We start from the raw sequence: 24,435 nt of genomic DNA, 5'->3' as shown, positions 1-24,435 counted from the left end.
AGCGCCTGCCAGTCCGGATTGTGGCGTGCTAGGCGCCAAGCATGGCAAGCACGGCCTGATCGTCCAGCATGCTTCCCACATGGAGATGGATTTTTCTGGCGCCGCAGCCCAAGCCTAGTTCGTTGAAGACACGCTCTTCGATCTGCGACAGCCCCCCCTCGACCAGCTCCAGCGGATGGACGACGGCCACCAGCGTTTTGTAGAAATGTCGCGCGGCAACTTGCGGGATCAGGCCCCTGAGCAGGGCCTCGGCGACCGAGAAGTTGCCCACGAGCAGGCGGCTGGTGCTGAATGAACCGGTGGCCGTGGCCTGCTTGCGATTGTCCACGCATCGCACGGTGATCGTGTTCCTGGCGATGGTGACGTAGAGCGTTTCGCGAAAATTCATAAGGAACCCGGTTGGTGGATCGAGCCGCCCCCGGCAATGACGGGCGCGCAGGTGTTCGATGTGCCGTCCACGTGGGCCGGCGGCCAAGCTGCATGCATTGTCAGTACAGCCGCACCAAACAGCGGGACAGGCGCACCCGCCCCGATCAGGGCTGCCGGGTGGGCAGACCTGATCGGTGGCGGCAGCGGGCCCGATGGTTACGATGCAAGCATGCGCGCCAGGTAGTGGCCGGTGTGGCTCTCCGCGGTGGCTGCCACCATTTCGGGGGTGCCGGTGGCGATGATGCGGCCGCCGCCGGCGCCGCCCTCCGGACCTAGGTCGACGATCCAGTCGGCGGTCTTGATCACGTCCAGGTTGTGTTCGATCACCACCACCGTATTGCCATGGTCCGACAGGCGCTTGAGCACCGTGAGCAGCAGGTCGATATCGTGGAAGTGCAGGCCGGTGGTCGGCTCGTCCAGGATATACAGCGTGCGGCCGGTATCACGCTTGGAGAGCTCCAGCGCCAGCTTCACCCGTTGCGCCTCGCCGCCTGAAAGCGTGGTGGCGCTCTGGCCCAGCCGGATATAGCCCAGGCCCACGTCCATCAGCGTCTGCAGCTTGCGCGACACGGTGGGCACCGCGCTGAAGAATTCCAGCGCGTGTTCCACTGTCATCTCCAGCACCTCGGTGATGCTCTTGCCCTTGTACTGCACTTCCAGGGTTTCACGGTTGTAGCGCTGACCGTGGCAGACGTCGCACGGCACGTACACATCCGGCAGGAAGTGCATCTCCACCTTGATCACGCCGTCACCCTGGCAGGCTTCGCAGCGCCCGCCCTTGACGTTGAAGCTGAAGCGGCCCGGCCCGTAGCCGCGCTCACGGGCGGCAGGCACACCGGCGAACAGCTCGCGGATCGGGGTGAACAGACCGGTATAGGTGGCCGGGTTGGAGCGCGGGGTGCGTCCGATCGGGCTCTGGTCGACGTTGATGACCTTGTCGAAGTGATCGAGCCCCTGCATGTCGTGGTACGGCGCAGGCTCGGTCGAGGCACCATTCAGCTCGCGCGCCGCCACCGCATACAGGGTGTCGTTGATCAGCGTGGATTTGCCCGAGCCCGACACACCGGTCACGCAGACGAACAGCCCTGCCGGCAGTGCCAGGTCGACGAACTTCAGGTTGTTGCCGTGCGCCCCCTTGAGGGTGAACCATTTCTGCGGATCGGGGCTGCGGCGCTGCGCCGGGATGGCGATCTGCCGCGCGCCGGACATGAATTGCCCGGTGACCGAGCGGGGCTCCTTGAACACCTCGGCCGGCGGCCCGCTGGCGATCACCTCGCCGCCGTGCTCGCCGGCGCCGGGGCCCATGTCCACCAGCCAGTCGGCCGCACGGATCGCATCCTCGTCGTGTTCGACCACGATCACCGTGTTGTCCAGATCCCTGAGCCGCATCAGCGTGGCGATCAGCCGATCGTTGTCGCGCTGGTGCAGGCCGATCGACGGTTCGTCCAGCACGTACATCACCCCGGTGAGACCGGAGCCGATCTGGCTTGCCAGCCGGATGCGCTGCGCCTCGCCGCCCGACAGCGTGTCGGCGCTGCGTTCCAGGCTCAGGTAGTCCAGGCCGACGTTGACCAGGAACCCCAGCCGCTCGCGGATCTCCTTGACGATCTTCTCGGCGATCTGCGCGCGCGCGCCTTCGAGCTGCAGGCTTTCGAAGAAGGCGGCGGTGTCGCGCAGCGCCATCTGGCTGATGGTGTGCAGATTGGCCGAGCCGACCTTGACATGGCGTGCCTCGCGCCGCAGCCGCGAGCCGCTGCAGGTCGGGCAGGCGCGGTTGTTCTGGTACTTGGTCAGCTCCTCGCGCACGGCGGCCGAGTCGGTCTCGCGATAGCGGCGCTCCAGGTTGGGGATGATGCCCTCGAAAGCGTGTGCGCGTTCGAAACGGGTGCCACGCTCGCTCATGTAGCTGAAGCGGATCTCGTCACGCCCGGAGCCGTACAGCACCACCTGCTGGATCTGCTCCGGCAGCGCCTCCCACGGGTCGTTGATGTCGAAGCCATAGTGCTCCGCCAGGCTCGTCAGCATCTGGAAGTAGAACTGGTTGCGCTTGTCCCAGCCCTTGATCGCACCGGCCGCGAGGCTCAGATCCGGGTGGGCGACCACCCGCTTGGGGTCGAAGAAGGTGATCTGGCCCAGGCCGTCGCAGCTGGGGCAGGCGCCCATCGGGTTGTTGAACGAAAACAGCCGCGGTTCCAGCTCGGGCAGGCTGTAGCTGCACACCGGGCAGGCGAACTTGGCGGAGAACCAGTGCTCGCGGCCGGAATCCATTTCCACCGCAATCGCACGGCCGTCGGCGTGGCGCAACGCGGTCTCGAATGATTCGGCCAGGCGCTGCTTGAGGTCAGGCCGGGTCTTGAGCCGGTCGATCACCACCTCGATGGTGTGCTTCCTGTTCTTGTCGAGCTTGGGCAGTGCATCCATCTCGTGCACTTCGCCGTCCACGCGCACGCGCACGAAGCCCTGCGCGCGTAGATCGTCGAACAGATCCAGGTTTTCGCCCTTCTTGCCGACCACGACCGGGGCCAGCACCATCAACCGGGTGTCCTCGGGCAGCGCCAGCACATGATCGACCATCTGGCTGACGGTCTGGGTCTCCAGCGGCTGATCGTGGTCCGGACAATATGGGATGCCGACCCGCGCGAACAGCAGGCGCAGGTAATCGTGGATCTCGGTGACCGTGCCGACCGTCGAGCGCGGATTGTGACTGGTGGCCTTCTGCTCGATCGAGATCGCCGGCGACAGGCCCTCGATCAGGTCGACGTCGGGCTTTTCCATCAGCTGCAGGAACTGCCGCGCGTAGGCCGACAGCGATTCGACATAGCGGCGCTGCCCTTCGGCATACAGCGTGTCGAATGCCAGTGAACTCTTGCCCGACCCGGACAGGCCGGTGATCACCACCAGCTTGCCGCGCGGCAGATCGAGACTGACATTCTTGAGATTGTGCGTGCGTGCACCGCGGATGCGGATCAGCGGCTGTTCGGACGGAATGGGACGATAGCTCATGGCGGGCTAGGTGAGGGCCGATCCGGCTGAAGAAAACCCCCGAATATACCGCACTTCGTCGGCCCGACGCGGTGCGGCGGTACAGTAGTCCATCCGCATGGCGCAGGTGCGGCGCCATCGCGAGGCATCCTGACTCGCCACCATCCCGCCGGGCCGTTACCATTCCGGTCTTTGCTCCCGCGAGCCGTTACGCCGATGTCTTCCCCTTCCCGCCTCAACGCGGTCGAATTACGTGCCGCGCTCGGCCTGGCCGGCCTGTATGCGCTGCGCATGCTCGGCATGTTCCTGATCCTGCCGGTGTTCGCCGTCTACGCCGGGCAGCTTGAAGGAGGCGACAACCATGTGCTGGTCGGGCTGGCGTTCGGCGCCTACGGCCTGACCCAGGCGCTGCTGCAGCTGCCGTTCGGCATGTGGAGCGATCGGGTGGGGCGCAAGCGGGTGATCTACATCGGCCTCGCGCTGTTTGCGCTGGGCAGCGTGATCTGCGCGTTGGCCGACCATATCGTCTGGATGATCATCGGGCGGGCGGTGCAGGGGGCGGGCGCGATCTCGGCGGCGGTGACGGCGCTGCTGGCCGATCTGACGCGCGAGGAGCACCGCACCCGCGCCATGGCGATGATCGGTGCCAGCATCGCCACCACCTTTGCCGTATCGCTGGTGATCGCACCCAAGCTCGCGCAGTGGATCGGACTCACCGGCATCTTCCTGCTGACCGCGGCGCTGGCGCTGGCTGCGCTGTTTGGCGTGGCGCGCATCATTCCCAACCCGGCGTTGTCGCGGCATCACTCGGATGCCGAAGCCGATGCGGGGCGCCTGCCACAGGTGCTGCGCCACGGCCAGCTGGCGCGGCTCAACTATGGCGTGTTCGCGCTGCACGCAGCGCAGATGGCGATGTTCACCGTGATGCCGCTGCTGCTGTCGCGGGTCGGCGGCCTGCCGGTGGCGCACCATTGGTGGGTCTATCTGCCGGTGGTGCTGTTCGGCTTCGTGCTGATGGTGCCGGCGGTGATCCTCGGCGAGAAGCGCCACCACCTGAAGGCGGTGTTCCTGCTGGCGATCGGCCTGATGTTCATCGCCCAGCTGGGCATGGCATTGTGGTTGCCCGATCTGTGGGCCATCGTGCTGTGGCTGGGGCTGTATTTCGTGGCCTTCAACATCCTGGAGGCCACGCAGCCCAGCCTGATCAGCAAGATCGCGCCGGTGGCCGCGCGCGGTACCGCGATGGGTATCTACAATACCTGCCAGTCGGCGAGCATGTTCATCGGTTCCGCCGCCGCGGGCTGGCTGTATCAGCACGCCGGTGCCACCCCGGTGTTCCTGGCGGGCGCGGGGCTGATGGGGATCTGGCTGGCGGTGGCCGCCGGCATGCGGCCGCCACCGCCGGTGAGGACCCGGATGTTCGCGTTGGGCGCGCAGTGGACGGGCGACCCGGCGGCGCTGTCTGCTAAACTCGGGCGTATTGGCGGCGTACAGGAAGCCGTTGTATTGATTGACGAACGTGTGGTGCTGCTCAAGGTCCTGCAATCGGGCTGGGACGAAGCCGCCGCGCAACAACTGATTGCGGAGACGAATTAGATGGCATCGCTGAACAAGGTTCTACTGATCGGCAACCTGGGGCGCGACCCCGAGGTGCGTTACCTGCCCAGCGGCGGGGCCGTGTGCAACTTCAGCATTGCCACCACCGAGCGCTTCAAGGACAAGCAGGGCCAGCAGCAGGAAAAGACGGAGTGGCACAACATCGTCATGTACAACCGGCTGGCCGAAATTGCCGGCGAGTATCTGAAGAAGGGCAGCTCGGTCTATATCGAAGGCCGCATCCAGACCCGCAAGTGGCAGGACAAGCAGACCGGCGCCGACCGCTATACCACTGAGATCGTCGCCGACCAGATGCAGATGCTGTCCGGCCGGGGCGGCGGCGGTGGGCAGCAGGGCGGCTATGGCGGTGGTGGCGGTGACGATTTCAACCAGGAGTACAGCGCGCCGCCCGCGCCGGCGGCCCGCCCCCAGAACGCACCGGCCCCACGCCCGGCCGCGCCGAAGAATTTCGACGATTTCGAGGACGATATCCCGTTCTGAAACAGCGGATCGGTTTGTGTTGTTGATGAAAGCCTGCAGTTCTCCGGATCTGCAGGCTTTTTTCATGCTCAAGGGCGGCAGCGCGCCGTGGATGACATTCCGCCATGATTGGCGACGTCGGGTTTCGGATGGCGGCAATCGGTAAAGCCGCAATGGCGCGCACCTGCCGGCTTTTCTGAAAAGCCGCTCAGATAAATACCAGACGTCGCTTCAAAGCGCAGCGTGGGAATATGCGCCGCGGTGATCCGGCTGCAGGGGATGACGATGCAGGCAGGCTCGCGGCCAGATGCCTGTCTGCTGCCTGCTGATCGAATGGTGGCCTTGCTTATCGGCAGGGCCGATCCCACGGTGTCGGTTTCATGTGGCCTTTGCCCCCTATCGGCATTCGCTGTGCGATGTGCCGCAAATAGCCAATGTACCGGTAACGGTTGCGTTCAAGACCACCCTGACCTTGTGTCGACTGTGCGTGGGGCTTGCGGAGCAACGGGAAACGCGGCAATGGCGCCTGCTTGCTTGGCATGTGACGAAAAGTCAGCGCCAGGACCACCTTATGCCGCTGTGGTATGGGCGGTACAGCGGCCGGTGCCTCAGGAAGTTCGCGTGCGCTGGATCAACGGCACGGAATCCGGATCGTTCGGTGCTGGTTGCTGCTTTGGCAATGCTTTTATGTGCTGCAATTGCGCTTTTTTCTCCGGTATTGCGCGGTGCATTCGAGTATTAGCATGTTATTTAATTTGCCGAATTTGATGTGCTGTTGATCATCGTCGCACTTTCATATACTCGGCGGGCTGTGTTCTTTATCTTGACTGCGGTATTGGGCCTCACGGCGGCCAACGCCATTGCGGCCATCCCGGCCTCAGCCAAAAGCGGCAAGCAAAAAAAAGCATCACGGTATTGCGGCAGTGGGTTTGCCGATATGCCGGACTAAAAACCAAAGACGGAGAGTTGTGAAATGCCAATACGACAAACGCGATTGTCGAAAGTCGCGGCGTTGACCGCCGGATTGCTGTTCGGTGCCGGCCTGCACGCTGCGTCCTGGCAGGAAGGCACGGTCTATCAGGCCGGCACCGTGGTGCAGTACCTCGGGCAGGATTATGCAGCGCTGCTGACGCATACCGCCTACGCAGGCACGGGCTGGAACCCTGCCGCTTCGCCAACCCTGTGGCGCCTCGTCGGCACAGCGGCGCCGACACCCACCGTCGCACCGACGCCCACGCTCACTCCCACGCCGGCTGTGACGCCCACACCGTTGCCGACGCCGACGCCAGTCACCCCGACGCCGCTGGGAGAACCGGTGACGGCCTGGAACAAGGCCACGGTCTATGTCAAAGGCCAGCGCGTCAGCTATGCCGGTCAGCAGTATGAGGCACGCTGGTGGACGCAGGGCGAGCAGCCCGGTGCCAATGCCTGGGGACCGTGGCTATTGCTGAGCACCGTACCCACCCCCACGCCGACACCGACACCCACGCCGACACCGACACCGACACCGACACCGACACCCACGCCGACCCCAGTCCAGTACAAGAAGGTCGCGTACTACGTATCGTGGGCCAAGTACCGCGATTACCCGCCGTCGCGCATTCCGGCCGAGAAGCTCACGCATATCAACTACGCCTTCGCCAACATTGTCGATGGCAAGGTGGCGCTGGGCGATACCTATGCCGACCCGCCCAATTTCGCCGAACTGAATGCGCTCAAGGCCAAGTATCCGCATCTGCGTACTTTGATCTCGGTCGGTGGGGCCACCTGGTCCAAGGATTTCTCCGATGTGGCGCTGACCCCTGAGAGCCGTCGGCGCTTTGCCGACAGCGTGGTCGACTTCGTCAAGCGCCATGGTTTCGACGGCGTGGACATCGACTGGGAATTCCCCACCGGCTACGGTCACCCGCACAACATCAAGCGCCCCGAGGATGCTGCCAACTTCCCGCTGCTGTTCCAGGCGGTGCGCGAGCGGCTGGATGCCGCCGGCCTGGCGCCGGATGGCAAGCCGTATCTGGTCACGCTGGCCACCGAGGTGAACCCGCATAACCTGCCGAAGATCGACTGGAACCAGGTGCTGCGCTTTGCCGACTGGCTCAACGTGATGACCTACGAATATGCCGGCGCCTGGAGCCTGACCACCGGTCATCTCGCACCGCTGTATCCCGACCCCAGGGCGCCGGTGACCCAGACGTTCAATATCGCCAATTCGATCAAGACCTATCTCGATCTGGGCGTGGCACCGGAAAGGCTGGTGATGGGCTTCGAGTTCCCCGGCCATATCTGGGTCGGCTGCCCGGAAACCGACAATGGCCTGTACACCACTTGCACCGGCATGGGCCCGGGCACCTGGTCGGGCGATACCGAGGGTGTGCTGGACTACCAGGACCTGAAGGCCAGGCTGATCGGCAAGAACGGCTTCGAGCGCTTCTGGTCGGGCAGTGCCAGGATGCCCTATCTGTACAACAAGGCGCAGGGTGCGTTCATCAGCTACGAGGATCCCACCTCGATTGCGCACAAGGTGGCGCTGCTCAAGGAAAAGAAGCTGGCGGGCGCGATGATCTGGGAAATCACCACCGATCGCGATCAGGATCTGCTCAACGTGATCGATGCCCAGCTGACGCCGGCCGGCGAAGGACCGATGGCATTCGTGCGCAGCGTGGGCAAGGTCACGCTGGACAAGGACGGCGTGCGCCACGGCTGGCCCGGCGTGTACTTCGAAGGCCGTTTCAGCGGTACCCGGATCGGTATCCGGTTCGATGACGCCCGCAACCACTTCACCGTGCTGGTCGATGGCAATGAGGTGGCCGATGTGATCAAGCCGGGGGCGAAGACGGTCTGGGTCGACAACCTGCCCGAGGGCGAGCACACCATCCGCGTGCTCCGGCGCACCGAGCTGACCTGGGACGTCGGCCGGTTCCTGGGGTTTGTCGCCGGGGAGGGGGGCAAGCTGCTGCCGCCGCCGGCGGCACCGGCGCGGCAGATCGAGGTGATCGGCGATTCGTACGTCAACGGCTATGCCATCCGCAGCACCAGGCGCGACAACTGCTCCGACGCCGAGGTGTTCGATGCCAGCGACGCCGGCCGCAGCTTTGGCGCATTGCTGGGCAAGCACTACGGCGCCGATGTGCAGATCAACGGCTACTCGGGCCTGGGCCTGATCCGTAACTACGACGGCAAGCTCGTCGGCACCGACTACCGCACCTACTACGACCGCGCCTTGCTCAATGTGGATGGCGACAGCTGGGCCCGCCCTCCGGGCTGGCAGCCGCAGGCGGTGGTGATGCACCTGGGTACCAATGACTTCTCGACCCCGTTGCGGCAGGGTGAAGCCTGGAACGACGAAACCCGGCGGCAGCAGTTCAAGGTGGCATACCGGGCATTCATCGCCAAGCTGCGCGCGCAATATGGGCCGCAGACACTGCTGGTGCTGAGTGCCACCCCGTTGTGGCAGGGGCCGGATTTCATCCCGATGGTCAAGGAGATCGTGGCCCAAGCGCAGGCCGAGGGGGATGCCCGGGTACGCTATTTCGAGATGACGACACCGGATGCGATGGCATGCGGCTGGCATCCCTCGCAGAAGGACCACCAGTTCATCTATGAACAACTGGTCAAGGTGATCGACGACGCTAGGATCGCCTGGTAAGCCTTACCCCGGCTGGTGGGCCGTCCGCCAGCCGAGGCCGCAGCGCCCCGGCAGGGCGCAGCCATCACAACGAGAGGAGTGCTTTTATGCGACATCATCGCTCATCCACCCTGGCGCGCCTGCTGCTGGCCGCCGCTCTGCTGGTCCCATTGGGGCACGCGTGGGCATGCAGCCCGCTGCCGTCACCCGGCATTCCCGAGCCGGACAACCGACTGCCGGTGGTGTTTCCGGTCGTCGCGGTGCCCGCGACGCCGCCGACGGTGAACGGCGCCTGCCCAAGCGGTGGACAGTATGCCAACCACGCGGTACTGCCCTCGCTGTCCGACGAGGACTACCAGCGCCTGTTCGGTGCTGCGCTGCCGCCCACGTGGCTGGCGGAGCGCGCCTATGTGGCAGGCGAGCAGGTTTCGTTCGGCGCACAAGCCTACCGCGCCAGATGGTGGACCCAGGGCGAGCAGCCCGGGCTCAACAACTGGGGGGCGTGGGAGGCGGTGAGCACCGGCAACGGCACGGCCGCCTGGAGCGCGGCGCGGGCCTACACGGCCGGTGAGCAGGCGCTGTACGAAGGCAGGACCTACCGCGCCAGGTGGTGGGTAAGCGGCGAGGCGCCGGCCGCATCGTCCGCGTGGCAGGAAGTGCAAGGGACGACAGCGCTCGGCAGCGATCTGCCACAGCTTTATCTGGCCAATCTGTACCGTCAGCCTGATCGCTACGATCTGTTCCTCACCACCCGCACCGCCACGGTACAGACCCCGGCGCCCAAACGCTGGGAGATCCGTGCCGACGGCGTGACGGTGGCCAGCGGCACCACGTTTGCGCAACTGCTCAACCACTGCCTGCCGGGCAGCAACTGCACTCCCGACTATTCCTGGAGTGCTGTGGCGCAGCTGAGCCTGAGTACCCTGGACGGCGCCCGCTATATCAGCGTATGGCTGTTCGGCGAGGGCGAACATGGCCGCCCGACACCGTTGCTGTACAACGCGTTCGGCAAGTCGATCAACCGCTGAGCGCATTTTGGACGCGCAATAGAAAACGGGCGCCCAAGGGCGCCCGTTCTTCGTGAGGCTGGACTGCGATCAGACTGCGGCGTTCGAGGCGCCGACGGTCTTCTTGGCTGCAGCCTTGACGGCATCGGTCGTCGCGGTCGTCGCGGCCTTGACCGAGGCATCGGCGAAATCCGCCACCTGCTTGGCAGCCTTGGTGATGCTGTCGACCGCCGCTGCGGTGGCTTGCACCGTGGATTTCACGGCTGCGACCGCCACATCGGTGCCCGCCGGAGCCGACTTGACGAAACGGTCCAGGCCGGACACCACGTCACGGTTGAAGTCGGTGGTGCGCTCCTCGACCAGCTTGGCGATCTCGGCCTGTGCTTGCGAGGCGATTTCGTACAGGCTCTTCGAGTAGGCGGAAAACTGTTCCACGTTCGATTCAGCCAAGCGCTGGCGCACGGCGAGCGCTTCCTGCAGATCGCGTGCCGAAGCCAGCGTTTCGGCATTCCTGGCGTTTTCCTCAAGCGCGTTCTTGGCGCTTTCGATGTTCAGCCGGGTGACGCGTTCGAGCGAGTCGAGCGAAATACGGGCGAAACGCAATGCGGATTCGACCTGTTCGGTGGCATATTCGGCGAATTGCTGTTGGGCTTGGCTCATGATTAGTCTCCTGCGACTGTCCGGGACGATGTGCCGGAGCGCTCATGTCCGAAGTCATGTTGCTCTGCACAATACTCAACCCATTCTGTGCGCCTGGTCCGGTGATGTCAAACCGTTTTTGTGCGTCGCAGCATGAGTGGTTGCACAAGCTGACGAACGCACGTTATCTTTCTGTACTCTAAAACCCGTGGCTACACGGCAGGGAGATCGCATGAGCGGCGAAAAGCGTGTCATCAAGAAGTACCCGAACCGGCGGCTGTATGACACCGCCACCAGCTGTTACATCACCCTGTCCGATGTCAAGCAACTGGTGCTGGACAACATCGACATCCAGGTGCTCGATGCCAAGGCCGGCGACGATATCACCCGCAGCGTGCTGCTGCAGATCATCATGGAGGAGGAGTCCGGCGAGGGCATGCCGATGTTCTCCTATGACGTGCTGACCCGCATCATCCGCTTCTATGGGCATACCATGCAGGGGTTGATGGGCAACTACCTGGAGAAGAACCTGCTGCTGTTCACGGAAATGCAGCGGCGGTTGCAGGATCAGGCCCAATCGGCCATCAGCAGCGACAACCCGATGCTGTCCAATACCAATCTCTGGGGCGATTTCATGAAATTCCAGGGACCGGCGCTACAGAACATGATGGGCAACTACCTGGAAAGCAGCACCAATCTCTTCGTCGAGATGCAACAGCAGCTGCAGGACCGTGCCAAGCATCTGTTCTCCGGTTTCGGCATGCCAGGCTATGGCAAGGCCGGCACCGAACCTACGCCGGATGAACCGCAACCGTCCGATCCACCGCCTACGGGTACCACCCAGCAAGCAGCGCCTGAGGTGCCGCCGCGCCGCCGTTCCACGAAGCGCTAGGTCAGGTTTGACCCCATGACGATACGGGCGTGTCGACTGACACGCCCGTATCGCTTATGGCCTGCCACGCCTGTCAAACCCCGAACCAACCGGGGCCTGACAGTTTCCTCACCCATGGCAGGGCGTCGGCCCCTGCTGCCTCACATTGCCTGTCAATGGGTCGGGTCCGGCTCGTCGCCAAGACCTGGGGTCGGGGCCGGTACCTCGCGTCTGGCCCGACGCAGCCACTGCTGGTACGCGTCGTCATTACAGAAGTGACGCACGTAGTCCTGGTTTTCCTCGCGCACCGCGGCCGACGTAGGCACATCGGTGGCGCAGGCGCCCTGCTCATCTTCCGCAACATCACCGTTACGGTGTGCCCGGATCTGATCGCGCGGTGGCGCCGGGCCGTACTGATTGTCATGGTGCTGAGTCCGCATGATCGGTTCTCCTTGTAATGGCGGGTCGGTCAACGACACATTGGATGCGAAGCAGCGTCTGTGCCAACACGCTGTGCAGGCACAGGCGGGGCGGTGCCGCATGCTTTTTTGCATTGCGACGTGCAGAAATTGCAGAGGTGCCAGGAGGGCCTGGTCACATTGCCCACGTACAGACACAGCGGCGGCAGGCGCTTGCCTGGCGCCGCAGGCTTGGCATGGCTGTTGCTGCGTAGGCAGCGCAGGTACTTCAACAACAAAGGAGACGATCATGTCGACCGTATCTATGGCCTCCAAGCTGTTCGCTTCGCTGCTGGTGGCGGCGTCGGTGTCGTCGGTGGCAGCAATCAACGACAATCGCGGGGTTCTCAACGAAGACAGCGCGGCTGTAACCACCGATCCGAGCTTTGACGCGCAGCGCTACAACGAAGGTGTCAACACGTCCAACGCCAATAGTGGCGCGACCGATGTCGATACCCGGGCGGCCAATACCAACGCCGGAGGCACATTCGACGAGAGCAGCCAGCTCAAGCCACGCTATTGAGGCAAGAGCAGGCATGAAAAACCCGCCTTCGGGCGGGTTTTTCATGCCTGCTGTGTCTGGCGCACTGCAACAGGAGTTTTTGTGACGGCAAGTCATTGAAACAACTGGCATTGTTACAAACATCTCTGAAAATATTGCGCACTGCAGCTTTCAGCCTCTTTGAAAAGGCTGCGCTGATGGAACGCAGAACATGGCACGCAACTTGCGAGGTAACAGGCGTGATCGGAAATCACCGGTCGCATTTCGATGAACTGCTCAAGGAGTAATGTCATGCCGAACCAACGCCAGGACAACAAGCAGGACCGTAATGCCGACAGCAACAGCCGCAACAGCAAGGGCTCCAATCGGAACCAAGGTTCCGAGCAGGGCAGCAACCAGCAGCGGCAGGACCGCAAGTCCTGATGCACTGATCGATTGCGATCTTCAAGGATCGCAATATAGGGCGGGCGGCGACCCGCCCTTGTTTTGTTTGAACGCCTGCTCAATGCCGCGGTGGCATCAGCAATACCCAGGTGAATGCGACGGTACGGCTGTGCCTGCACAAGGTTGAAGTGTGTGCGCCAGCGTGTGGCACGTATCCAACGTTCATGTTGCTGTGGCACGGGCGGGCCGTAACCTGGAGGGCTGTCCATGAAACATCGCTTGCAGATCACTTGTCTTGTTGCCGCGCTGGCTGCGTATCCCGCGTTTGCGATTTCGGCTGACCCGGTCACCAAGGCGCCGCCCGCCAAGGTTGAACCTTCGGGTGTGCACAAGATGGATACGGATTTCGTGGCCAAGGCCGGTGCGTCAGGCTTGGCCGAGGTGGAAGCCGGCAGAATGGCGCTGAAGAAGACGTCCACCGACGGTGTCCGCCAGCTCGCCAACATGCTGATCGACGATCACACCAAGGCGAACGAGCGTCTCAACACGTTGGCCGGCTTGAAGAACCTCTCGGTCCCCAGCGAGCCGGGCGAAGCGAACCGCAAGAAGCTGGCGGAGCTGGAAGGCAAGTCGGGCACGGCATTTGACGAGGCGTTCCTGAAGCAGCAGCGTGAGGCACACGAGGAGGCCATCGATCTGTTCAGCAAGCAGGCCAAGTCGGGAAAGGACGCGGACCTGAAGAAATTCGCTGCCGAGACACTGCCCAAGCTGCAGGCGCATTTGAAGCATGTGCGCAGCCTGCAGAAGGGCGGGCACGACAAGTAGCGCACGCTGACGGCACCGCAAAAAAACGGCCCGGTTCACCCGGGCCGTTTCATGCGCAACGGATGCGCGTCAATGCAGCGTGGGCCGCGACCAACGGTGCAGGCCCCGTTGCCCGTGGTGGCCGGGCAGGTGCGGCGGCACGGTTGCAGTCGAGGTTTCTTCTTCCGGGATAGTCATGTCGTCCTCGTTGAACTGTTCGATGATGGCTTCGTTGATCGACGCCGGATTGGACGGCTTTTCGATCGCCACGTCGGTTTCCTTGCGCGAATGCGCCAGACGATGCGTGCGCGAGCGGGGAGGCAGAAGACGCATGGTAAAAGCTCCGAAGAGGACAAAGGCGCTGTTGTACTAGCAACTAGCATTCCGGCTTGCAAGGCGCGCTCACCGCTGGTCGCCGCAACGCTGCATTGGACAGCATCTGGCCTGGCTGCATGAATTACATCCCCTGGCGTAACTTTTACCGCGGGACCAAGTGGCACCGCGCCAATGGCCACGCCATCCACAACGGGTGGATGAGCCAGGTGGGGGAAGCCACGGCCCGGCAGGGCGGAAAGTGAGGCTGAAGCTGCTTTTGAGGCAGGCGCGGCACCATGAAAGCGCCAGGCCGCAATGACCGTGGCACGGGGCGGGCCAACCGCTTTTGCCGCCGTCGCGTGAAGGCCGCCCCAGAGGCCAAGCCGGCCAGTATGGCACGGCCCTTGCTGCCTTGCTGGGCAAGGTGCCGCACATGCGGCGCAATCCTGCAACTTCGCCAAGGAGTAGCGCCATGAGCCAGAACAATCCCTACAACCCGAATCAATCCACCAACAGTCCGCTGGATACATCATCGTCGCGCATCCCCGGTCAATCCTCGGACCTGGGCCGCTCCCAGGGTGTGCCCGGCGGCGTGTCCGATGAATACGATGAAGGCGGTCTCACCACGCCGGCCGCACGTCCGGTGGGCGCAAGCACACAAGGGGCGCGCGTCGTCGGCCGCTCGGAATCGCTGCAGGGCGACGGTCCGGGACCGTTCCTGATGCTGGCCGACTCGCTGGAAGGCGACGAGGTGGTCAATGGCCAGGGCGACAAGCTCGGTGACATCAAGGGCATCATGCTTGACGTGCAGCGGGGGCAGATCGCCTATGCCGTGTTGTCGGTCGGTGGCTTTCTCGGTATCGGCGACAAGCTGTTCGCCATTCCGTGGGGCGCGTTGACCCTGGATGCCGACAACAAGTGTTTCATCCTTGAGGCAGACAAGAGCCAGTTCAAGGAAGCAGAAGGCTTCGACAAGGATCATTGGCCGAGCATGGCCGACATGACCTGGGCGAGCCAGGTGCACGCAGCCTATCGCACCCGCCCTTATTGGGAAGACAGCGACACCACGCTGGACCCCACCATCAGGCACTAAGCACAACCGCCCGCAATGCCACCGCGTATTGCGGGCGTTTTGCTGCCTTGCGTTTTTGCTATCCCGGAGGAGCCATGTCCCAGCAAACCCTGCCCCCGCAACATCAGGATCACCAGCCCGGCAGCGAGGCCGCGATGCACCCGCGTCCGGAGTCGGGCATGCGCAACTACAAGGCGGCCGGCAAGCTGTTGGGCCAGGTCGCGCTGATCACCGGAGGCGATAGCGGGATCGGCCGGGCGGTCGCGGTCGCCTTTGCCAAGGAAGGTGCGGATGTCGCCATTGTCTATCTGGACGAAGTCCAGGACGCGCATGAAACGCAGCGCTTGGTGGAAGCCGAAGGGCGGCGCTGTCTTGCGCTCGCCGGCGATATCGCCGATCAGGTGTTCTGCCGCAGCGCCGTGTCCCACACTGTCGAAGCCTTCGGTCGACTGGACATCCTCGTCAACAATGCGGCGCAGCAGTATCCCCAGCCTTCGATCGTCGACATCACCCGGCAGCAGCTGGAAAAGACCTTTGCCGTCAACGTGTTTTCGATGTTCTACCTTACCCAGGCGGCCTATCCCCATCTGAAGCAGGGTGGCCGCATCATCAATACCACCTCGGTCACTGCCTATCGCGGCAGCCCGCAGCTGTTGGACTATGCCTCGACCAAGGGTGCGATCGTGGCCTTCACCCGCTCCCTGGCGCAGGCGGCATTGAAGGACGGTATCCGGGTCAACGCCGTGGCGCCCGGCCCGATCTGGACCCCGCTGATCCCGGCCTCGTTCGACGACGAGCGTACCAGTCAGCACGGCAGCAGCGTGCCGATGCAGCGTCCCGGCCAGCCTGACGAAGTTGCGCCCTGCTATGTCTTCCTGGCCAGCGACGACGCATCCTACATGGCCGGGCAGGTGCTGCATCCCAATGGTGGAGAGGTCATCAACGGTTGACGTCATAGCCAGGGAAACCCATGCCTATTCAGATCATCGGCCTGGTCAGCGCATTGATCCTGATCGCCACGCTGATCCGGCAGATCTACATCCAATGGCACAGCACCGACCTGAACGGGGTCTCGGGCTGGCTGTTTGCCGGCCAGATGTGCGCATCAGCCGGTTTCATGCTCTACAGCTACCTGATCGGTGATGCATTGTTCGTACTGGTCAATGTGCTTGGGCTCACTACCGCACTGGTGGGCCAGGGCATCTATCTGTACAAGCTGCATCAGCTCAGCCCGGCCGGCGCCACCCGTATTGCCAGCGCGCGAGCGGTGCCGGCCAGGGTGGCGCGGCGTAAGAGCGACCGGCGCGTCGGCAGCCAGCTGGCCCGGCCGCGCCGCTGATACCGACCACCGGGGCTGTCAGCCTGCCGCCGGCCGGGTCAACGCGGCGGCAGAAACGGCAGCGGATCGATGGCTTTGCCTTGCCGGCGCAATTCGAAGTGCAGCTTGACCCCATCGGTACCGCTGTCGCCCATGGTGGCGATCGGCTGGCCCTGCCGTACCGCCTCCCCCTCGGCTACCAGCAAGGTTTCATTGTGGGCGTAGGCGGTCAGATAGTCGTCCCGGTGCTTGACGATGAGCAGCCTGCCGTAACTGCGGATGCCGGTGCCGGCATACACCACCTTGCCCGCCGCTGCCGCCCGCACCGTGCTGCCACGGGCCCCGGCAAGATCGAGTCCTTTGCTATGGTTGCCGTTGAACCGGGCAATGACCGCACCGTCAACAGGCCACGTCAGTGCGATCCGGTTGGGGGAAGGCAGCGCAGCGTGTGGTTGACCGGCGGATGCCGCATGCGCGCGGTCGGCGCCACGGGCGTGTGCCGCTACGCCGGGTGGCGTGAGCCGCAGCCATTGTCCCACGCGGATATCGCCCGGATCGGCCAAGCCGTTCCAGCGCGCCAACTCGTCCGTGCTGCGCCCATGTTGGCGTGCAATCCGGTACAGCGTATCGCCACGCTGTACGCGATAAGCCCCGTCACCGGACGGTGAAGCTGGTGTGCTGCCGCAGCCGGCAATCACCAATGCCAGCACAAAGGCAGCACTCAGGGGGTACGCCAAGGATAGGCGATTGGACATCGGTTCCTTGTGGGATGCAGGCTTGCCAGATCAGTACAAAACAAAATCCCTGCCAGACCCGTTGTTTTTTTATGGCGTCGTTGCCAACAAGCGCCGACTGCCAATGGTGGGAAAGGAGCGGATAACAGCAGGAAATGGGGTAAGCAAGACAAGCACGGCGCTTTCATATCTCTGTATTGTTCCGTGACGCAATACTTTGTTCCAGACCTTTGGCATCCGTTATAGAAACGATGAACGCTGTGCATGCCTGACTCAATGGGCCACGCTCCTTGCGCTGGCAGTGGTTGACGGTACGCGCGCAGCAGGGCGGTTTCAGCAGCACTGGTGGATTCTGTAACTGTGGCAGGTAGCATTCCCATCCTGCTGAATTCGTCCGCTACTTGTGATCGACAAACATATTTGTTTATGATTACAAATATTCTTGTGTCTCTATCGCATATGACTGGGCAATGAAAACGTATAGCGAACGCCTCTCGTGGGCGATGCATGATTTGCAATTGACACGCGGCCGTGCCGTGGTGGGTCAGACCGAGCTGGCACGCGCGGTGGCGGTCAAGCCACAGTCGATCCAATATCTGTGCGACGCCCGCAACGGTGCCGGCGGCAGCCGGCATACCCCGGCGATTGCCCGCTATCTGGGCGTTTCGGCCGAATGGCTGGCCACCGGCCAGGGCGACGCGGTCGGCAACGTGGGGTACCCTGTGCCGGCCAGGACCGATGCGGTGCAGGTGCAGGCCAATGTGGCGCCGGTGGCGGCGCGGCCGGTGACGGTATGGGACAACGAGGATGAGCTCGATGCCGGCCTGTACGTCTTCATTCCTCGTCTTAATGTGAAAGCTGCCTGTGGCAGCACGGGCACGGTGATGTGGGAAATCGATCACGAGGGGCAGCGCAATGCGTTCCGGCGGCGCTGGGCCGAGCGCCTGGGCATCCGTCCGGAGAATTCCGCCACCATCGTGGCCGAGGGCGACAGCATGGAGCCGCGTATCTGCGACGGTGACAGCCTGGTGATCGACTACAAGCAGACGGCGATCCAGGACGGCAAGGTCTACGCGCTGAGCTGGCAGGGCGAATTCTTCGTCAAGCGTCTGTACAAGGAGCCGGGCGGCGTGATCGTGCTGCATTCGGACAATGAAGCCAAGCATCCGGAGCGGCGCCTCTTGCCTGAACATTTGGGCGAGCTGCAGATCATCGGCCGCGTCGTGGCGGTAAGCGGCGGCGTATGACCCCGTGCCATGCGGCGCATGTTGTGCCAGGCGTCACGCCATTTTCCTGTTGATCAGCCCCGCATCGCGGGGCTGATGCATTCTGATGCGCTGATATCGCGTCACGCCTGTCCGGTGTGCCGGCACGTTCGGTTCGCGGGCGCCGGCAGACTGCTGACGCTGCCTTGTGCACGGCGGCCTAGCCCCCATTTCCAGGGGCGGCGGATGCAGGCGACCTGCCTGGTTGCTGCGCAGCTTGTCCCCGTCCCACCTGCCACATCGGTCCTGGTCCGGTACCCGGCCACCATCGGCCAAAGGGGCGGTCGATACCGCTCCAGCATACCGTCGCCAGGGATGAACGGCCGTCGCCACGTCCATCGCCACCCGGCTCCGTCTGTCGTGTTTACAAACAAATCTGTTGATTGGGGTGGGGTTTGTTTGTAATATACCAACAGATCAATTTGTTGCACCGGTTGTCCAGCCTGCTCCGGCAGTTGCGCAGCGGCAACCTGCACAAGATCGCAGCCGGCCATGTCTTGTCTCGCTTGGGTTGAACACGCGGCGGCGTTGGTTAGGCAGCTTCGCAAACGAGCCCAAGGAGCGGATAGCGTGAAACGGGAAACATTTGATGTGAACGGACCGCAAGCGGACGCGGTACTTGCCGCACTGCCCGAAACCATGCGGGAAATCGCCTTGCTGGTCGGCATGGATGGCGCGATGAAGCTGGTCCGTCAATTCGGCGGCACCTCGCTGCGGATTCCGCAGGGCAAGCATCGGCTGGGGCAGCAGCGTTATGCACAGCTGGCGCAGTTGCTGGGCGAGCATGAGATGTCGCGGCTGGCCGAGCACTTTCGCGGCAGCGACGCGGTATATATCCCGCGCTGCTCCAGCATTGCGCGGGCATTGCGCGATATTGCGATCCGCCATGCATTTGACGAATACACGCGTGAGGAATCGTCCAACCGCGCCGTCGCCAAGTTGGCACGCATGAACGGGCTGTGCGAGCGCCAGATCTGGAAGATTCTCAAAGGTTGATGCGCCGCCTGTGGCGTGGTCTGGGGCGTGGGCCCGACGGGTCTCACCCTCGTTGCTGCCGGGCGTTGCCGATACGGTCTGCGACGTGCCGCCGGCTGGGTACGCAGGTGGCCCTGCCTGCAGGACAGCGCCGCTGCGCGCAATGCGCAGACGCAATACAGTTCATCTTGTCGCCTCTGCACCATGAGGCAAACCCGGCGCTGCCGGGTTTTCTTTTTTGTGGCCCGGCATCGATTGCAGTGGCTGGGCGATGCCTCGTGCCACTCCGGTGGCTGCAATGGGCGTCTGTTTGCAATGCGCAGACAGTCGGTCGGCGCGCACGGCCGGTCCGCCATCCTTGGTCGCCTGGACCGGGCTTGGTCAAGGACGCGCCGGGTTGCGCCTCATGCGGGCCGCACCGCCGGCACCGGCCGGCAGCCGGTTGGCCGCCCGGCAATGGCCGGTGCCGATCTGCGCAGGACCTGTTCAGGATCAAGCTTCACTTTCTTTCAACTGTTCGGCTGCGCCTGTCCGTCCATTGATCGGTATAATGCACGCGGATCGAAACCGGCGCGGTTGCACTCCAGCCTGCCGCCGCAGGCGTTTCGGTCAAAAAGGACCCGCAAGGGCAGATATCCAGCACAGCCGTGTCAGGCCGCCCCGATAAGGCGCCGCCATGGTCTGTGCCCAGAGCGCCGCCTGGTTTGCGGTTGCTCTGTAATGGTTGGCAACGTCCCTGTAGTTAAATGGATATAACGGGCCCCTCCTAAGGGCCAGTTACAGGTTCGATTCCTGTCGGGGACGCCACGTCTTTCCAGCGTAGGCATCATCAGAATGCGACGATCCAGGCGGTTTGCCCTCTCGCTTCCTTGCGCAAGCACACGCGCCTGCCGATCCGGTACCGGATCGACGTTCCGGATGGGCCGACGCCCCGTCCCTCCCTCCCGAATACCGCATCAAGCCCAATCCATAAGCAGATCAATAGCATCGACAGGAGCAAACCTATGATACGCAGCACCAAGATCGTCGCCACGCTCGGCCCCGCATCCAGCGACGCCGTGACGCTCGAGCGCCTGGTGTCGGCCGGCGTGAACCTGGTCCGACTGAATTTCTCGCATGGCACCGCCCAGGACCATATCGACCGCGCCGCCCTAGTGCGGGAGCTGGCGCGCAAGACCAACCGGGCCATCGCGGTACTGGTGGATCTGCAGGGGCCCAAGATCCGCGTGGGCAAGTTCGAGGAAGGCAAGGTCGAGCTGCAAAAGGGCGATGCCTTCATCCTGGATGCCAGCTGCGAACTGGGCAATCAGGAGCGCGTGGGCCTGGACTACAAGGAGCTGCCCAACGATGTGGAAGTGGGGGCGGTGCTGCTGCTGGACGATGGCCGTATCGTACTGGAAGTGACCGCGGTGCATGGTCCCGAGATCTATACCCAGGTCCGCGTGGGCGGCGTGCTGTCCAACAACAAGGGCATCAATCGCCAGGGTGGCGGCCTGACTGCGCCGGCACTCACCGCCAAGGACATGGAGGACATCAAGACCGCCGCCAAGCTGCATGCCGACTATGTGGCCGTGTCGTTCCCGAAGTCGGGTGCCGACATGTACATGGCCCGCACCCTGCTGCGTGCAGCCGGCAGCAAGGCGCTGCTGATCGCCAAGATCGAGCGCACCGAGGCGGTGGCCAACCTTGAGGAGATCCTCGATGCCTCTGACGGCATCATGGTGGCGCGTGGCGATCTGGCGGTCGAGGTCGGCGATGCCGCGGTGCCGGCGCTGCAAAAGCGCATGATCAAGATGGCGCGGCAGCGGCACAAGCTCACCATCACTGCCACCCAGATGATGGAATCGATGATCACCAGCCCGGTGCCGACCCGGGCCGAGGTCTCCGATGTGGCCAATGCGGTGCTCGACGGCACCGACGCGGTGATGCTGTCGGCCGAATCGGCGAGCGGCAAGTATCCGGTGGAAACGGTCGAAGCCATGGTGCGCGTCTGTGTCGAGGCCGAGAAGTCGGTCGACCGCCGCGTCAGCGACGAGGTGCTGGGGCAGGGCGACTTCACCCGTATCGACCAGACCATTTCGATGGCGGCACTGTTCGCGGCCACGCATCTGAACGTGCGTGCGATTGCCGCGCTGACCCAGTCGGGGTCGTCGGCGCTGTGGATGAGCCGCTTCGTCTCCGGCGTGCCGATCTACGCGCTGACCCCGGAAGTCGACACCTACAATCGCCTCGCGTTGTTCCGCGATGTGTTTCCGGTGATGCTGGCCAACGAGAACTCGGATCGCGAGAACCTGCTGGTGCGCGCCGAAGTGGAAATGCTGCGCCTTGGCATCGTGCAGAACGGCGACGTGGTGATCTTCACTTTCGGCGATGTGGTCGGCCTGGGTGGTGGCACCAACAGCCTCAAGATCGTCAAGATCGGTCATCGCAAGCCACGCTGAGCAGCGGCGACCTTGCCACAACCCCGGCCCCGGCCGGGGTTTTTCATGTCCGCGGCAAATGGTCCGGCCGCCTTACCGTTTGGCGGCCCGGCAGGCTGCCCACTGAAGGATGCCCGGCCGGCGTGGTCTGCGCATACGGCGGTGCCGCGGCAGGCTCACCGGTGTAATGCGCGGCGCCGTAGAGGGATCGGGAATCACTTGGCGCCGGAATCTATCTACAACACAAGAGGCGCCCGCAGGGCGTCTACGCAAACGATCATGGGAGTGCATATGCCGCAATTCGACTTCGATCTCTTTGTCATCGGGGGCGGCTCGGGTGGTGTGCGTGCGGCGCGGGTGGCAGCCCGGCATGGCGCGCGTGTGGCGATCGCCGAGCCGGACCGCTTCGGTGGCACCTGCGTCAACCGCGGCTGCGTGCCGAAGAAACTGCTGGTGTACGCCAGCCGTTTTCCGGACGAATTCGACAAGGCCGCCTCGTTCGGCTGGCAGGTCGGTGTGCCTGCCTTCGACTGGACGACGCTGTTGCGCAACAAGGACGCCGAGATCGACCGGCTCAATGCCATCTACCTGCGCAATATCGAGGCGGCGGGGGTGGTGGTCCATCCGTGCCGTGCCGTGGTGCGTGACGCCCACAGCGTGACGCTGGAAGACGGCATGACAGTCACGGCGCAGACGATCCTGATCGCCGTCGGCGGGCAGCCGGACCGGGGCATCGCCGTGCCCGGGCATGAACTGGCGATCACCTCGGACGAGGCATTCCACCTGCCAACGCTGCCACGCCGGTTGCTGGTGGTGGGCGGCGGCTACATCGGCGTCGAGTTCGCCGGATTGTTTGCTGGCCTCGGTGGCCAGACCACGCTGGCGTACCGCGGCGAGCACCTGTTGCGTGGCTTTGACGACGAGTTGCGCGAGGCGCTGGCGACGGGGTACCGGCAGCGCGGCATCGAGTTGCGCGCCGGAGCGGCGCTTGCCGGTATCGCGCGCGAGGGCGACGCACTGACCGCCACCTTGCAGGATGGGACGCAGCTGACTGTCGATACGGTGATGCTGTGCACCGGGCGGCGTCCCAAGACCGGCGGGTTGGGGTTGGAGCAGGCAGGGGTGGCATTGGATGCGCAGGGCGCCGTCGAGGTCGACGGCTACTCGCGTTCCAGCGTGCCGTCGATCTATGCCGTCGGTGACGTGACCAACCGCGTCAACCTGACACCGGCCGCCATCCGCGAAGGTCAGGCATTCGCCGATACGCTGTACGGGGGGCGGCAGGTCGAGGTCAGGCATGACCTCGTGCCGACCGCCGTCTTCTCCACGCCCGAGCTTGCCACTGTCGGTCTGACCGAAGCGGCGGCACGTATCCGGCATCCCAGGCTGGTGATCTATCGTTCGCAATTCCGGCCGATGAAGGCGAGCCTGACGCAGGACCCGCAGCGGACCCTGATCAAGCTGCTGGTCGATGGCGAAACCGATCGCGTGGTGGGCGCGCATATGCTGGGTGAGGGCGCCGCCGAGGCGATCCAGCTGCTGGGTGCGTTGCTTGGCATGGGGGCGACCAAGGCTGACCTGGATCGCACCCTGGCCGTGCATCCCACGGTGGCCGAGGAATGGGTGACGCTGCGCGCAGCCGGCTAGCCGAACCGGCTTTCCGGCAGGCCACGCACCCCTGGTGCGGCGGCCTGGAATATCGCGCCCGAGTCGGGTTTGGCGGCGCGTGCCGCGTCGTCAAGCCCGGCAGCCGCACTGGTGATGAACAGTTGATCGAACCCGTCGCCGCCCAGTGCGAGGCAGGTGATCTGGTCGGCGGTCAGCGGCACGGTCCGGTCAACCTGGCCCAGCGGGGTATAGCGCACCACGCGCGCGCCGCCCCATTGTGCGCTCCAGACGCCGCCGTCAGCATCGACGATGGCGCCGTCCGGATCCGCGCCGGCATGCGTCAGATCGACAAACACGCGCAGATTGCCGGTAGCGCCGCTGGCCGGATCGTACCGGCAGGCCATGATCTGCTTGCGCGGTGAATCGCAGAAGTAGAGTGTCTGGCCATCTGGGCTGAAGCAGATGCTGTTGGCAATGCTCACACCGGGCAGGGACAGCCGTTGCAGCACGCCGGCCGCCGTGTAGCGGTAGAAACCGCCGGTGGGCGCCGGACCACCCTCGTTGAGCGTGCCGAACACGAAGTTGCCGGCCCGGTCGCAGCGCCCGTCGTTGATCCGGTGCTGTGGTTGGTTGGCCGCCACCGGGGCCAGCCAGCTCAAGCGGCCTGAAGCGGTGTCGAAGCGGGCGAGGCCCTGTTCCAACCCCAGCAGCAGGACGCCTGCGGCATGGGTCAGCGCAAAGCAACCCAGCCGCTCGGGCAGGGCCCAGCTGTGTTCCTGCCGGGTTGCCGGATCGTATCGCCACAACCGGCTCGCATGGATATCGGTCCACCAAAGCACGCGCAGCGCGTCGTCCCAGAGAATGCATTCGGCAAGATTGAAGCGGCTGGCGCTGATGGGTTGTGCTGGCATGAGGGCACCTCGCGGATGGGTTGGCTGCAGTTTACCGCCA

The 24,435-nt window shown here is 64.0% G+C and carries 25 protein-coding genes and 1 tRNA gene; 18 read left to right on the top strand and 8 right to left on the bottom strand.

The genetic code is table 11. The features are described 5' to 3' along the window. Positions 1-28 precede the first annotated feature (28 nt). Together N8I74_RS14205 and uvrA are read right to left on the bottom strand one after the other, a co-directional pair. Positions 29-388 carry a hypothetical protein gene (locus N8I74_RS14205; RefSeq protein WP_263123760.1) on the bottom strand — a complete coding sequence of 120 codons (360 nt, stop codon included), beginning with the start codon at positions 386-388 and terminating at the stop codon, positions 29-31. Between the two features lie 197 nt (positions 389-585). Further along, complete coding sequence (uvrA, locus tag N8I74_RS14200) at positions 586-3,432, bottom strand: excinuclease ABC subunit UvrA (RefSeq protein ID WP_263123759.1); 2,847 nt, start codon at positions 3,430-3,432, stop codon at positions 586-588. A gap of 195 nt (positions 3,433-3,627) precedes the next feature. Between uvrA and N8I74_RS14195 the strand changes: the two genes are divergently transcribed. Both N8I74_RS14195 and ssb read left to right on the top strand, forming a co-directional pair. Beyond that, a complete protein-coding gene (locus N8I74_RS14195) occupies positions 3,628-5,007 on the top strand; it encodes an MFS transporter (RefSeq protein ID WP_263123758.1) in 1,380 nt (459 codons plus the stop codon). Beyond that, positions 5,008-5,508 carry a single-stranded DNA-binding protein gene (gene ssb, locus N8I74_RS14190; RefSeq protein ID WP_263123757.1) on the top strand — a complete coding sequence of 167 codons (501 nt, stop codon included), beginning with the start codon at positions 5,008-5,010 and terminating at the stop codon, positions 5,506-5,508. A gap of 68 nt (positions 5,509-5,576) precedes the next feature. Here the strand turns inward: ssb and N8I74_RS14185 are convergent, their stop codons facing one another. Beyond that, the gene (locus N8I74_RS14185; RefSeq protein WP_263123756.1) at positions 5,577-5,855 is read right to left on the bottom strand and encodes a hypothetical protein; all 279 of its coding nucleotides are present in this window, start codon (positions 5,853-5,855) and stop codon (positions 5,577-5,579) included. 401 nt (positions 5,856-6,256) lie between these two features. Between N8I74_RS14185 and N8I74_RS14180 the strand changes: the two genes are divergently transcribed. The 3 genes from N8I74_RS14180 to N8I74_RS14165 all read left to right on the top strand — a co-directional run bounded on the left by N8I74_RS14180 (position 6,257) and on the right by N8I74_RS14165 (position 10,140). Beyond that, positions 6,257-6,436 (top strand): hypothetical protein, encoded by a 180-nt coding sequence (locus N8I74_RS14180; protein ID WP_263123755.1) that lies wholly within the window; start codon positions 6,257-6,259, stop codon positions 6,434-6,436. A gap of 24 nt (positions 6,437-6,460) precedes the next feature. Further along, complete coding sequence (locus N8I74_RS14170) at positions 6,461-9,133, top strand: glycosyl hydrolase family 18 protein (RefSeq protein WP_308445860.1); 2,673 nt, start codon at positions 6,461-6,463, stop codon at positions 9,131-9,133. A gap of 86 nt (positions 9,134-9,219) precedes the next feature. Then, complete coding sequence (locus N8I74_RS14165; protein WP_263123754.1) at positions 9,220-10,140, top strand: carbohydrate-binding protein; 921 nt, start codon at positions 9,220-9,222, stop codon at positions 10,138-10,140. A 69-nt stretch (positions 10,141-10,209) separates the two neighbouring features. On the opposite strand, the gene N8I74_RS14160 is transcribed toward N8I74_RS14165, so the two are convergent. Then, positions 10,210-10,779: a phasin family protein gene (locus tag N8I74_RS14160; protein WP_263123753.1), complete on the bottom strand. Its 570-nt coding sequence runs from the start codon at positions 10,777-10,779 to the stop codon at positions 10,210-10,212. Positions 10,780-10,990: 211 nt separating this feature from the next. Here N8I74_RS14160 and phaR point away from each other — a divergent pair, with 211 nt between their 5' ends. After that, positions 10,991-11,650, top strand: coding sequence for a polyhydroxyalkanoate synthesis repressor PhaR (gene phaR / locus N8I74_RS14155; RefSeq protein ID WP_263123752.1), 660 nt, complete (start codon positions 10,991-10,993; stop codon positions 11,648-11,650). A 152-nt stretch (positions 11,651-11,802) separates the two neighbouring features. Here the strand turns inward: phaR and N8I74_RS14150 are convergent, their stop codons facing one another. Further along, the gene (locus tag N8I74_RS14150) at positions 11,803-12,069 is read right to left on the bottom strand and encodes a DUF3330 domain-containing protein (RefSeq protein WP_263123751.1); all 267 of its coding nucleotides are present in this window, start codon (positions 12,067-12,069) and stop codon (positions 11,803-11,805) included. 268 nt (positions 12,070-12,337) lie between these two features. Here N8I74_RS14150 and N8I74_RS14145 point away from each other — a divergent pair, with 268 nt between their 5' ends. From N8I74_RS14145 to N8I74_RS14135, 3 genes are all read left to right on the top strand, one after another. After that, entirely contained in the window at positions 12,338-12,610 is a 273-nt protein-coding gene (locus N8I74_RS14145; RefSeq protein ID WP_263123750.1) for a hypothetical protein, read from the top strand. Positions 12,611-12,880: 270 nt separating this feature from the next. Continuing rightward, the gene (locus N8I74_RS14140; protein ID WP_263123749.1) at positions 12,881-13,012 is read left to right on the top strand and encodes a hypothetical protein; all 132 of its coding nucleotides are present in this window, start codon (positions 12,881-12,883) and stop codon (positions 13,010-13,012) included. A gap of 228 nt (positions 13,013-13,240) precedes the next feature. Then, on the top strand, positions 13,241-13,798 hold the full coding sequence (locus N8I74_RS14135) for a DUF4142 domain-containing protein (protein WP_263123748.1): 558 nt from the start codon (positions 13,241-13,243) through the stop codon (positions 13,796-13,798). A 69-nt stretch (positions 13,799-13,867) separates the two neighbouring features. Here the strand turns inward: N8I74_RS14135 and N8I74_RS14130 are convergent, their stop codons facing one another. Further along, positions 13,868-14,110, bottom strand: coding sequence for a hypothetical protein (locus N8I74_RS14130; RefSeq protein ID WP_263123746.1), 243 nt, complete (start codon positions 14,108-14,110; stop codon positions 13,868-13,870). A 454-nt stretch (positions 14,111-14,564) separates the two neighbouring features. Here N8I74_RS14130 and N8I74_RS14125 point away from each other — a divergent pair, with 454 nt between their 5' ends. The 3 genes from N8I74_RS14125 (at position 14,565) to N8I74_RS14115 (ending at position 16,503) form a co-directional block, all read left to right on the top strand. After that, on the top strand, positions 14,565-15,185 hold the full coding sequence (locus N8I74_RS14125) for a PRC-barrel domain-containing protein (protein ID WP_263123745.1): 621 nt from the start codon (positions 14,565-14,567) through the stop codon (positions 15,183-15,185). A 74-nt stretch (positions 15,186-15,259) separates the two neighbouring features. Next, positions 15,260-16,114 carry an SDR family oxidoreductase gene (locus N8I74_RS14120; RefSeq protein ID WP_263123744.1) on the top strand — a complete coding sequence of 285 codons (855 nt, stop codon included), beginning with the start codon at positions 15,260-15,262 and terminating at the stop codon, positions 16,112-16,114. A gap of 20 nt (positions 16,115-16,134) precedes the next feature. Further along, a complete protein-coding gene (locus N8I74_RS14115) occupies positions 16,135-16,503 on the top strand; it encodes a hypothetical protein (protein ID WP_263123743.1) in 369 nt (122 codons plus the stop codon). Between the two features lie 38 nt (positions 16,504-16,541). Here N8I74_RS14115 and N8I74_RS14110 read toward each other — a convergent pair whose 3' ends face one another. Further along, complete coding sequence (locus tag N8I74_RS14110; RefSeq protein ID WP_263123742.1) at positions 16,542-17,237, bottom strand: peptidoglycan DD-metalloendopeptidase family protein; 696 nt, start codon at positions 17,235-17,237, stop codon at positions 16,542-16,544. On the opposite strand from N8I74_RS14110, the gene N8I74_RS14105 reads away from it, so the two are divergent. The 6 genes from N8I74_RS14105 (at position 17,230) to gorA (ending at position 23,523) form a co-directional block, all read left to right on the top strand. Next, entirely contained in the window at positions 17,230-17,424 is a 195-nt protein-coding gene (locus N8I74_RS14105; protein ID WP_263123741.1) for a hypothetical protein, read from the top strand. The two genes, N8I74_RS14110 and N8I74_RS14105, sit on opposite strands and share 8 nt — an antisense overlap. Before the next feature lie 262 nt (positions 17,425-17,686). Next, entirely contained in the window at positions 17,687-18,463 is a 777-nt protein-coding gene (locus N8I74_RS14100) for a S24 family peptidase (protein ID WP_263123740.1), read from the top strand. Positions 18,464-19,051: 588 nt separating this feature from the next. Further along, positions 19,052-19,477 carry a Mor transcription activator family protein gene (locus tag N8I74_RS14095; RefSeq protein WP_263123739.1) on the top strand — a complete coding sequence of 142 codons (426 nt, stop codon included), beginning with the start codon at positions 19,052-19,054 and terminating at the stop codon, positions 19,475-19,477. Between the two features lie 711 nt (positions 19,478-20,188). After that, positions 20,189-20,263 (top strand) — tRNA-Arg (locus tag N8I74_RS14090). Positions 20,264-20,460: 197 nt separating this feature from the next. Beyond that, positions 20,461-21,897, top strand: a complete 1,437-nt coding sequence (gene pyk, locus N8I74_RS14085; RefSeq protein WP_263123738.1) for a pyruvate kinase — start codon at positions 20,461-20,463, stop codon at positions 21,895-21,897. A gap of 270 nt (positions 21,898-22,167) precedes the next feature. Further along, a complete protein-coding gene (gene gorA / locus N8I74_RS14080; RefSeq protein ID WP_263123737.1) occupies positions 22,168-23,523 on the top strand; it encodes a glutathione-disulfide reductase in 1,356 nt (451 codons plus the stop codon). Here the strand turns inward: gorA and N8I74_RS14075 are convergent. After that, entirely contained in the window at positions 23,520-24,395 is an 876-nt protein-coding gene (locus N8I74_RS14075) for an SMP-30/gluconolactonase/LRE family protein (protein ID WP_263123736.1), read from the bottom strand. The two genes, gorA and N8I74_RS14075, sit on opposite strands and share 4 nt — an antisense overlap. Positions 24,396-24,435: the final 40 nt, after the last annotated feature.

The sequence above is a fragment of the Chitiniphilus purpureus genome (assembly GCF_025642115.1).
GTDB classification, from domain to species: domain Bacteria; phylum Pseudomonadota; class Gammaproteobacteria; order Burkholderiales; family Chitinibacteraceae; genus Chitiniphilus; species Chitiniphilus purpureus.
This window is presented reverse-complemented; position numbering and strand designations above follow the sequence as displayed.

Bases quoted from the DNA above. Each gene is read 5' to 3' on its own strand.
- N8I74_RS14195 (WP_263123758.1), top strand. From the start codon at position 3,628: ATGTCTTCCCCTTCCCGCCTCAACGCGGTCGAATTACGTGCCGCGCTC.
- N8I74_RS14075 (WP_263123736.1), bottom strand. From the start codon at position 24,395: ATGCCAGCACAACCCATCAGCGCCAGCCGCTTCAATCTTGCCGAATGC.
- N8I74_RS14205 (WP_263123760.1), bottom strand. From the start codon at position 388: ATGAATTTTCGCGAAACGCTCTACGTCACCATCGCCAGGAACACGATC.
- N8I74_RS14165 (WP_263123754.1), top strand. From the start codon at position 9,220: ATGCGACATCATCGCTCATCCACCCTGGCGCGCCTGCTGCTGGCCGCC.
- N8I74_RS14145 (WP_263123750.1), top strand. From the start codon at position 12,338: ATGTCGACCGTATCTATGGCCTCCAAGCTGTTCGCTTCGCTGCTGGTG.
- uvrA (WP_263123759.1), bottom strand. From the start codon at position 3,432: ATGAGCTATCGTCCCATTCCGTCCGAACAGCCGCTGATCCGCATCCGC.
- ssb (WP_263123757.1), top strand. From the start codon at position 5,008: ATGGCATCGCTGAACAAGGTTCTACTGATCGGCAACCTGGGGCGCGAC.
- gorA (WP_263123737.1), top strand. From the start codon at position 22,168: ATGCCGCAATTCGACTTCGATCTCTTTGTCATCGGGGGCGGCTCGGGT.
- N8I74_RS14140 (WP_263123749.1), top strand. From the start codon at position 12,881: ATGCCGAACCAACGCCAGGACAACAAGCAGGACCGTAATGCCGACAGC.
- N8I74_RS14135 (WP_263123748.1), top strand. From the start codon at position 13,241: ATGAAACATCGCTTGCAGATCACTTGTCTTGTTGCCGCGCTGGCTGCG.
- N8I74_RS14130 (WP_263123746.1), bottom strand. From the start codon at position 14,110: ATGCGTCTTCTGCCTCCCCGCTCGCGCACGCATCGTCTGGCGCATTCG.
- N8I74_RS14110 (WP_263123742.1), bottom strand. From the start codon at position 17,237: ATGTCCAATCGCCTATCCTTGGCGTACCCCCTGAGTGCTGCCTTTGTG.
- N8I74_RS14115 (WP_263123743.1), top strand. From the start codon at position 16,135: ATGCCTATTCAGATCATCGGCCTGGTCAGCGCATTGATCCTGATCGCC.
- N8I74_RS14100 (WP_263123740.1), top strand. From the start codon at position 17,687: ATGAAAACGTATAGCGAACGCCTCTCGTGGGCGATGCATGATTTGCAA.
- N8I74_RS14150 (WP_263123751.1), bottom strand. From the start codon at position 12,069: ATGCGGACTCAGCACCATGACAATCAGTACGGCCCGGCGCCACCGCGC.
- N8I74_RS14125 (WP_263123745.1), top strand. From the start codon at position 14,565: ATGAGCCAGAACAATCCCTACAACCCGAATCAATCCACCAACAGTCCG.
- N8I74_RS14170 (WP_308445860.1), top strand. From the start codon at position 6,461: ATGCCAATACGACAAACGCGATTGTCGAAAGTCGCGGCGTTGACCGCC.
- N8I74_RS14120 (WP_263123744.1), top strand. From the start codon at position 15,260: ATGTCCCAGCAAACCCTGCCCCCGCAACATCAGGATCACCAGCCCGGC.
- N8I74_RS14160 (WP_263123753.1), bottom strand. From the start codon at position 10,779: ATGAGCCAAGCCCAACAGCAATTCGCCGAATATGCCACCGAACAGGTC.
- pyk (WP_263123738.1), top strand. From the start codon at position 20,461: ATGATACGCAGCACCAAGATCGTCGCCACGCTCGGCCCCGCATCCAGC.
- phaR (WP_263123752.1), top strand. From the start codon at position 10,991: ATGAGCGGCGAAAAGCGTGTCATCAAGAAGTACCCGAACCGGCGGCTG.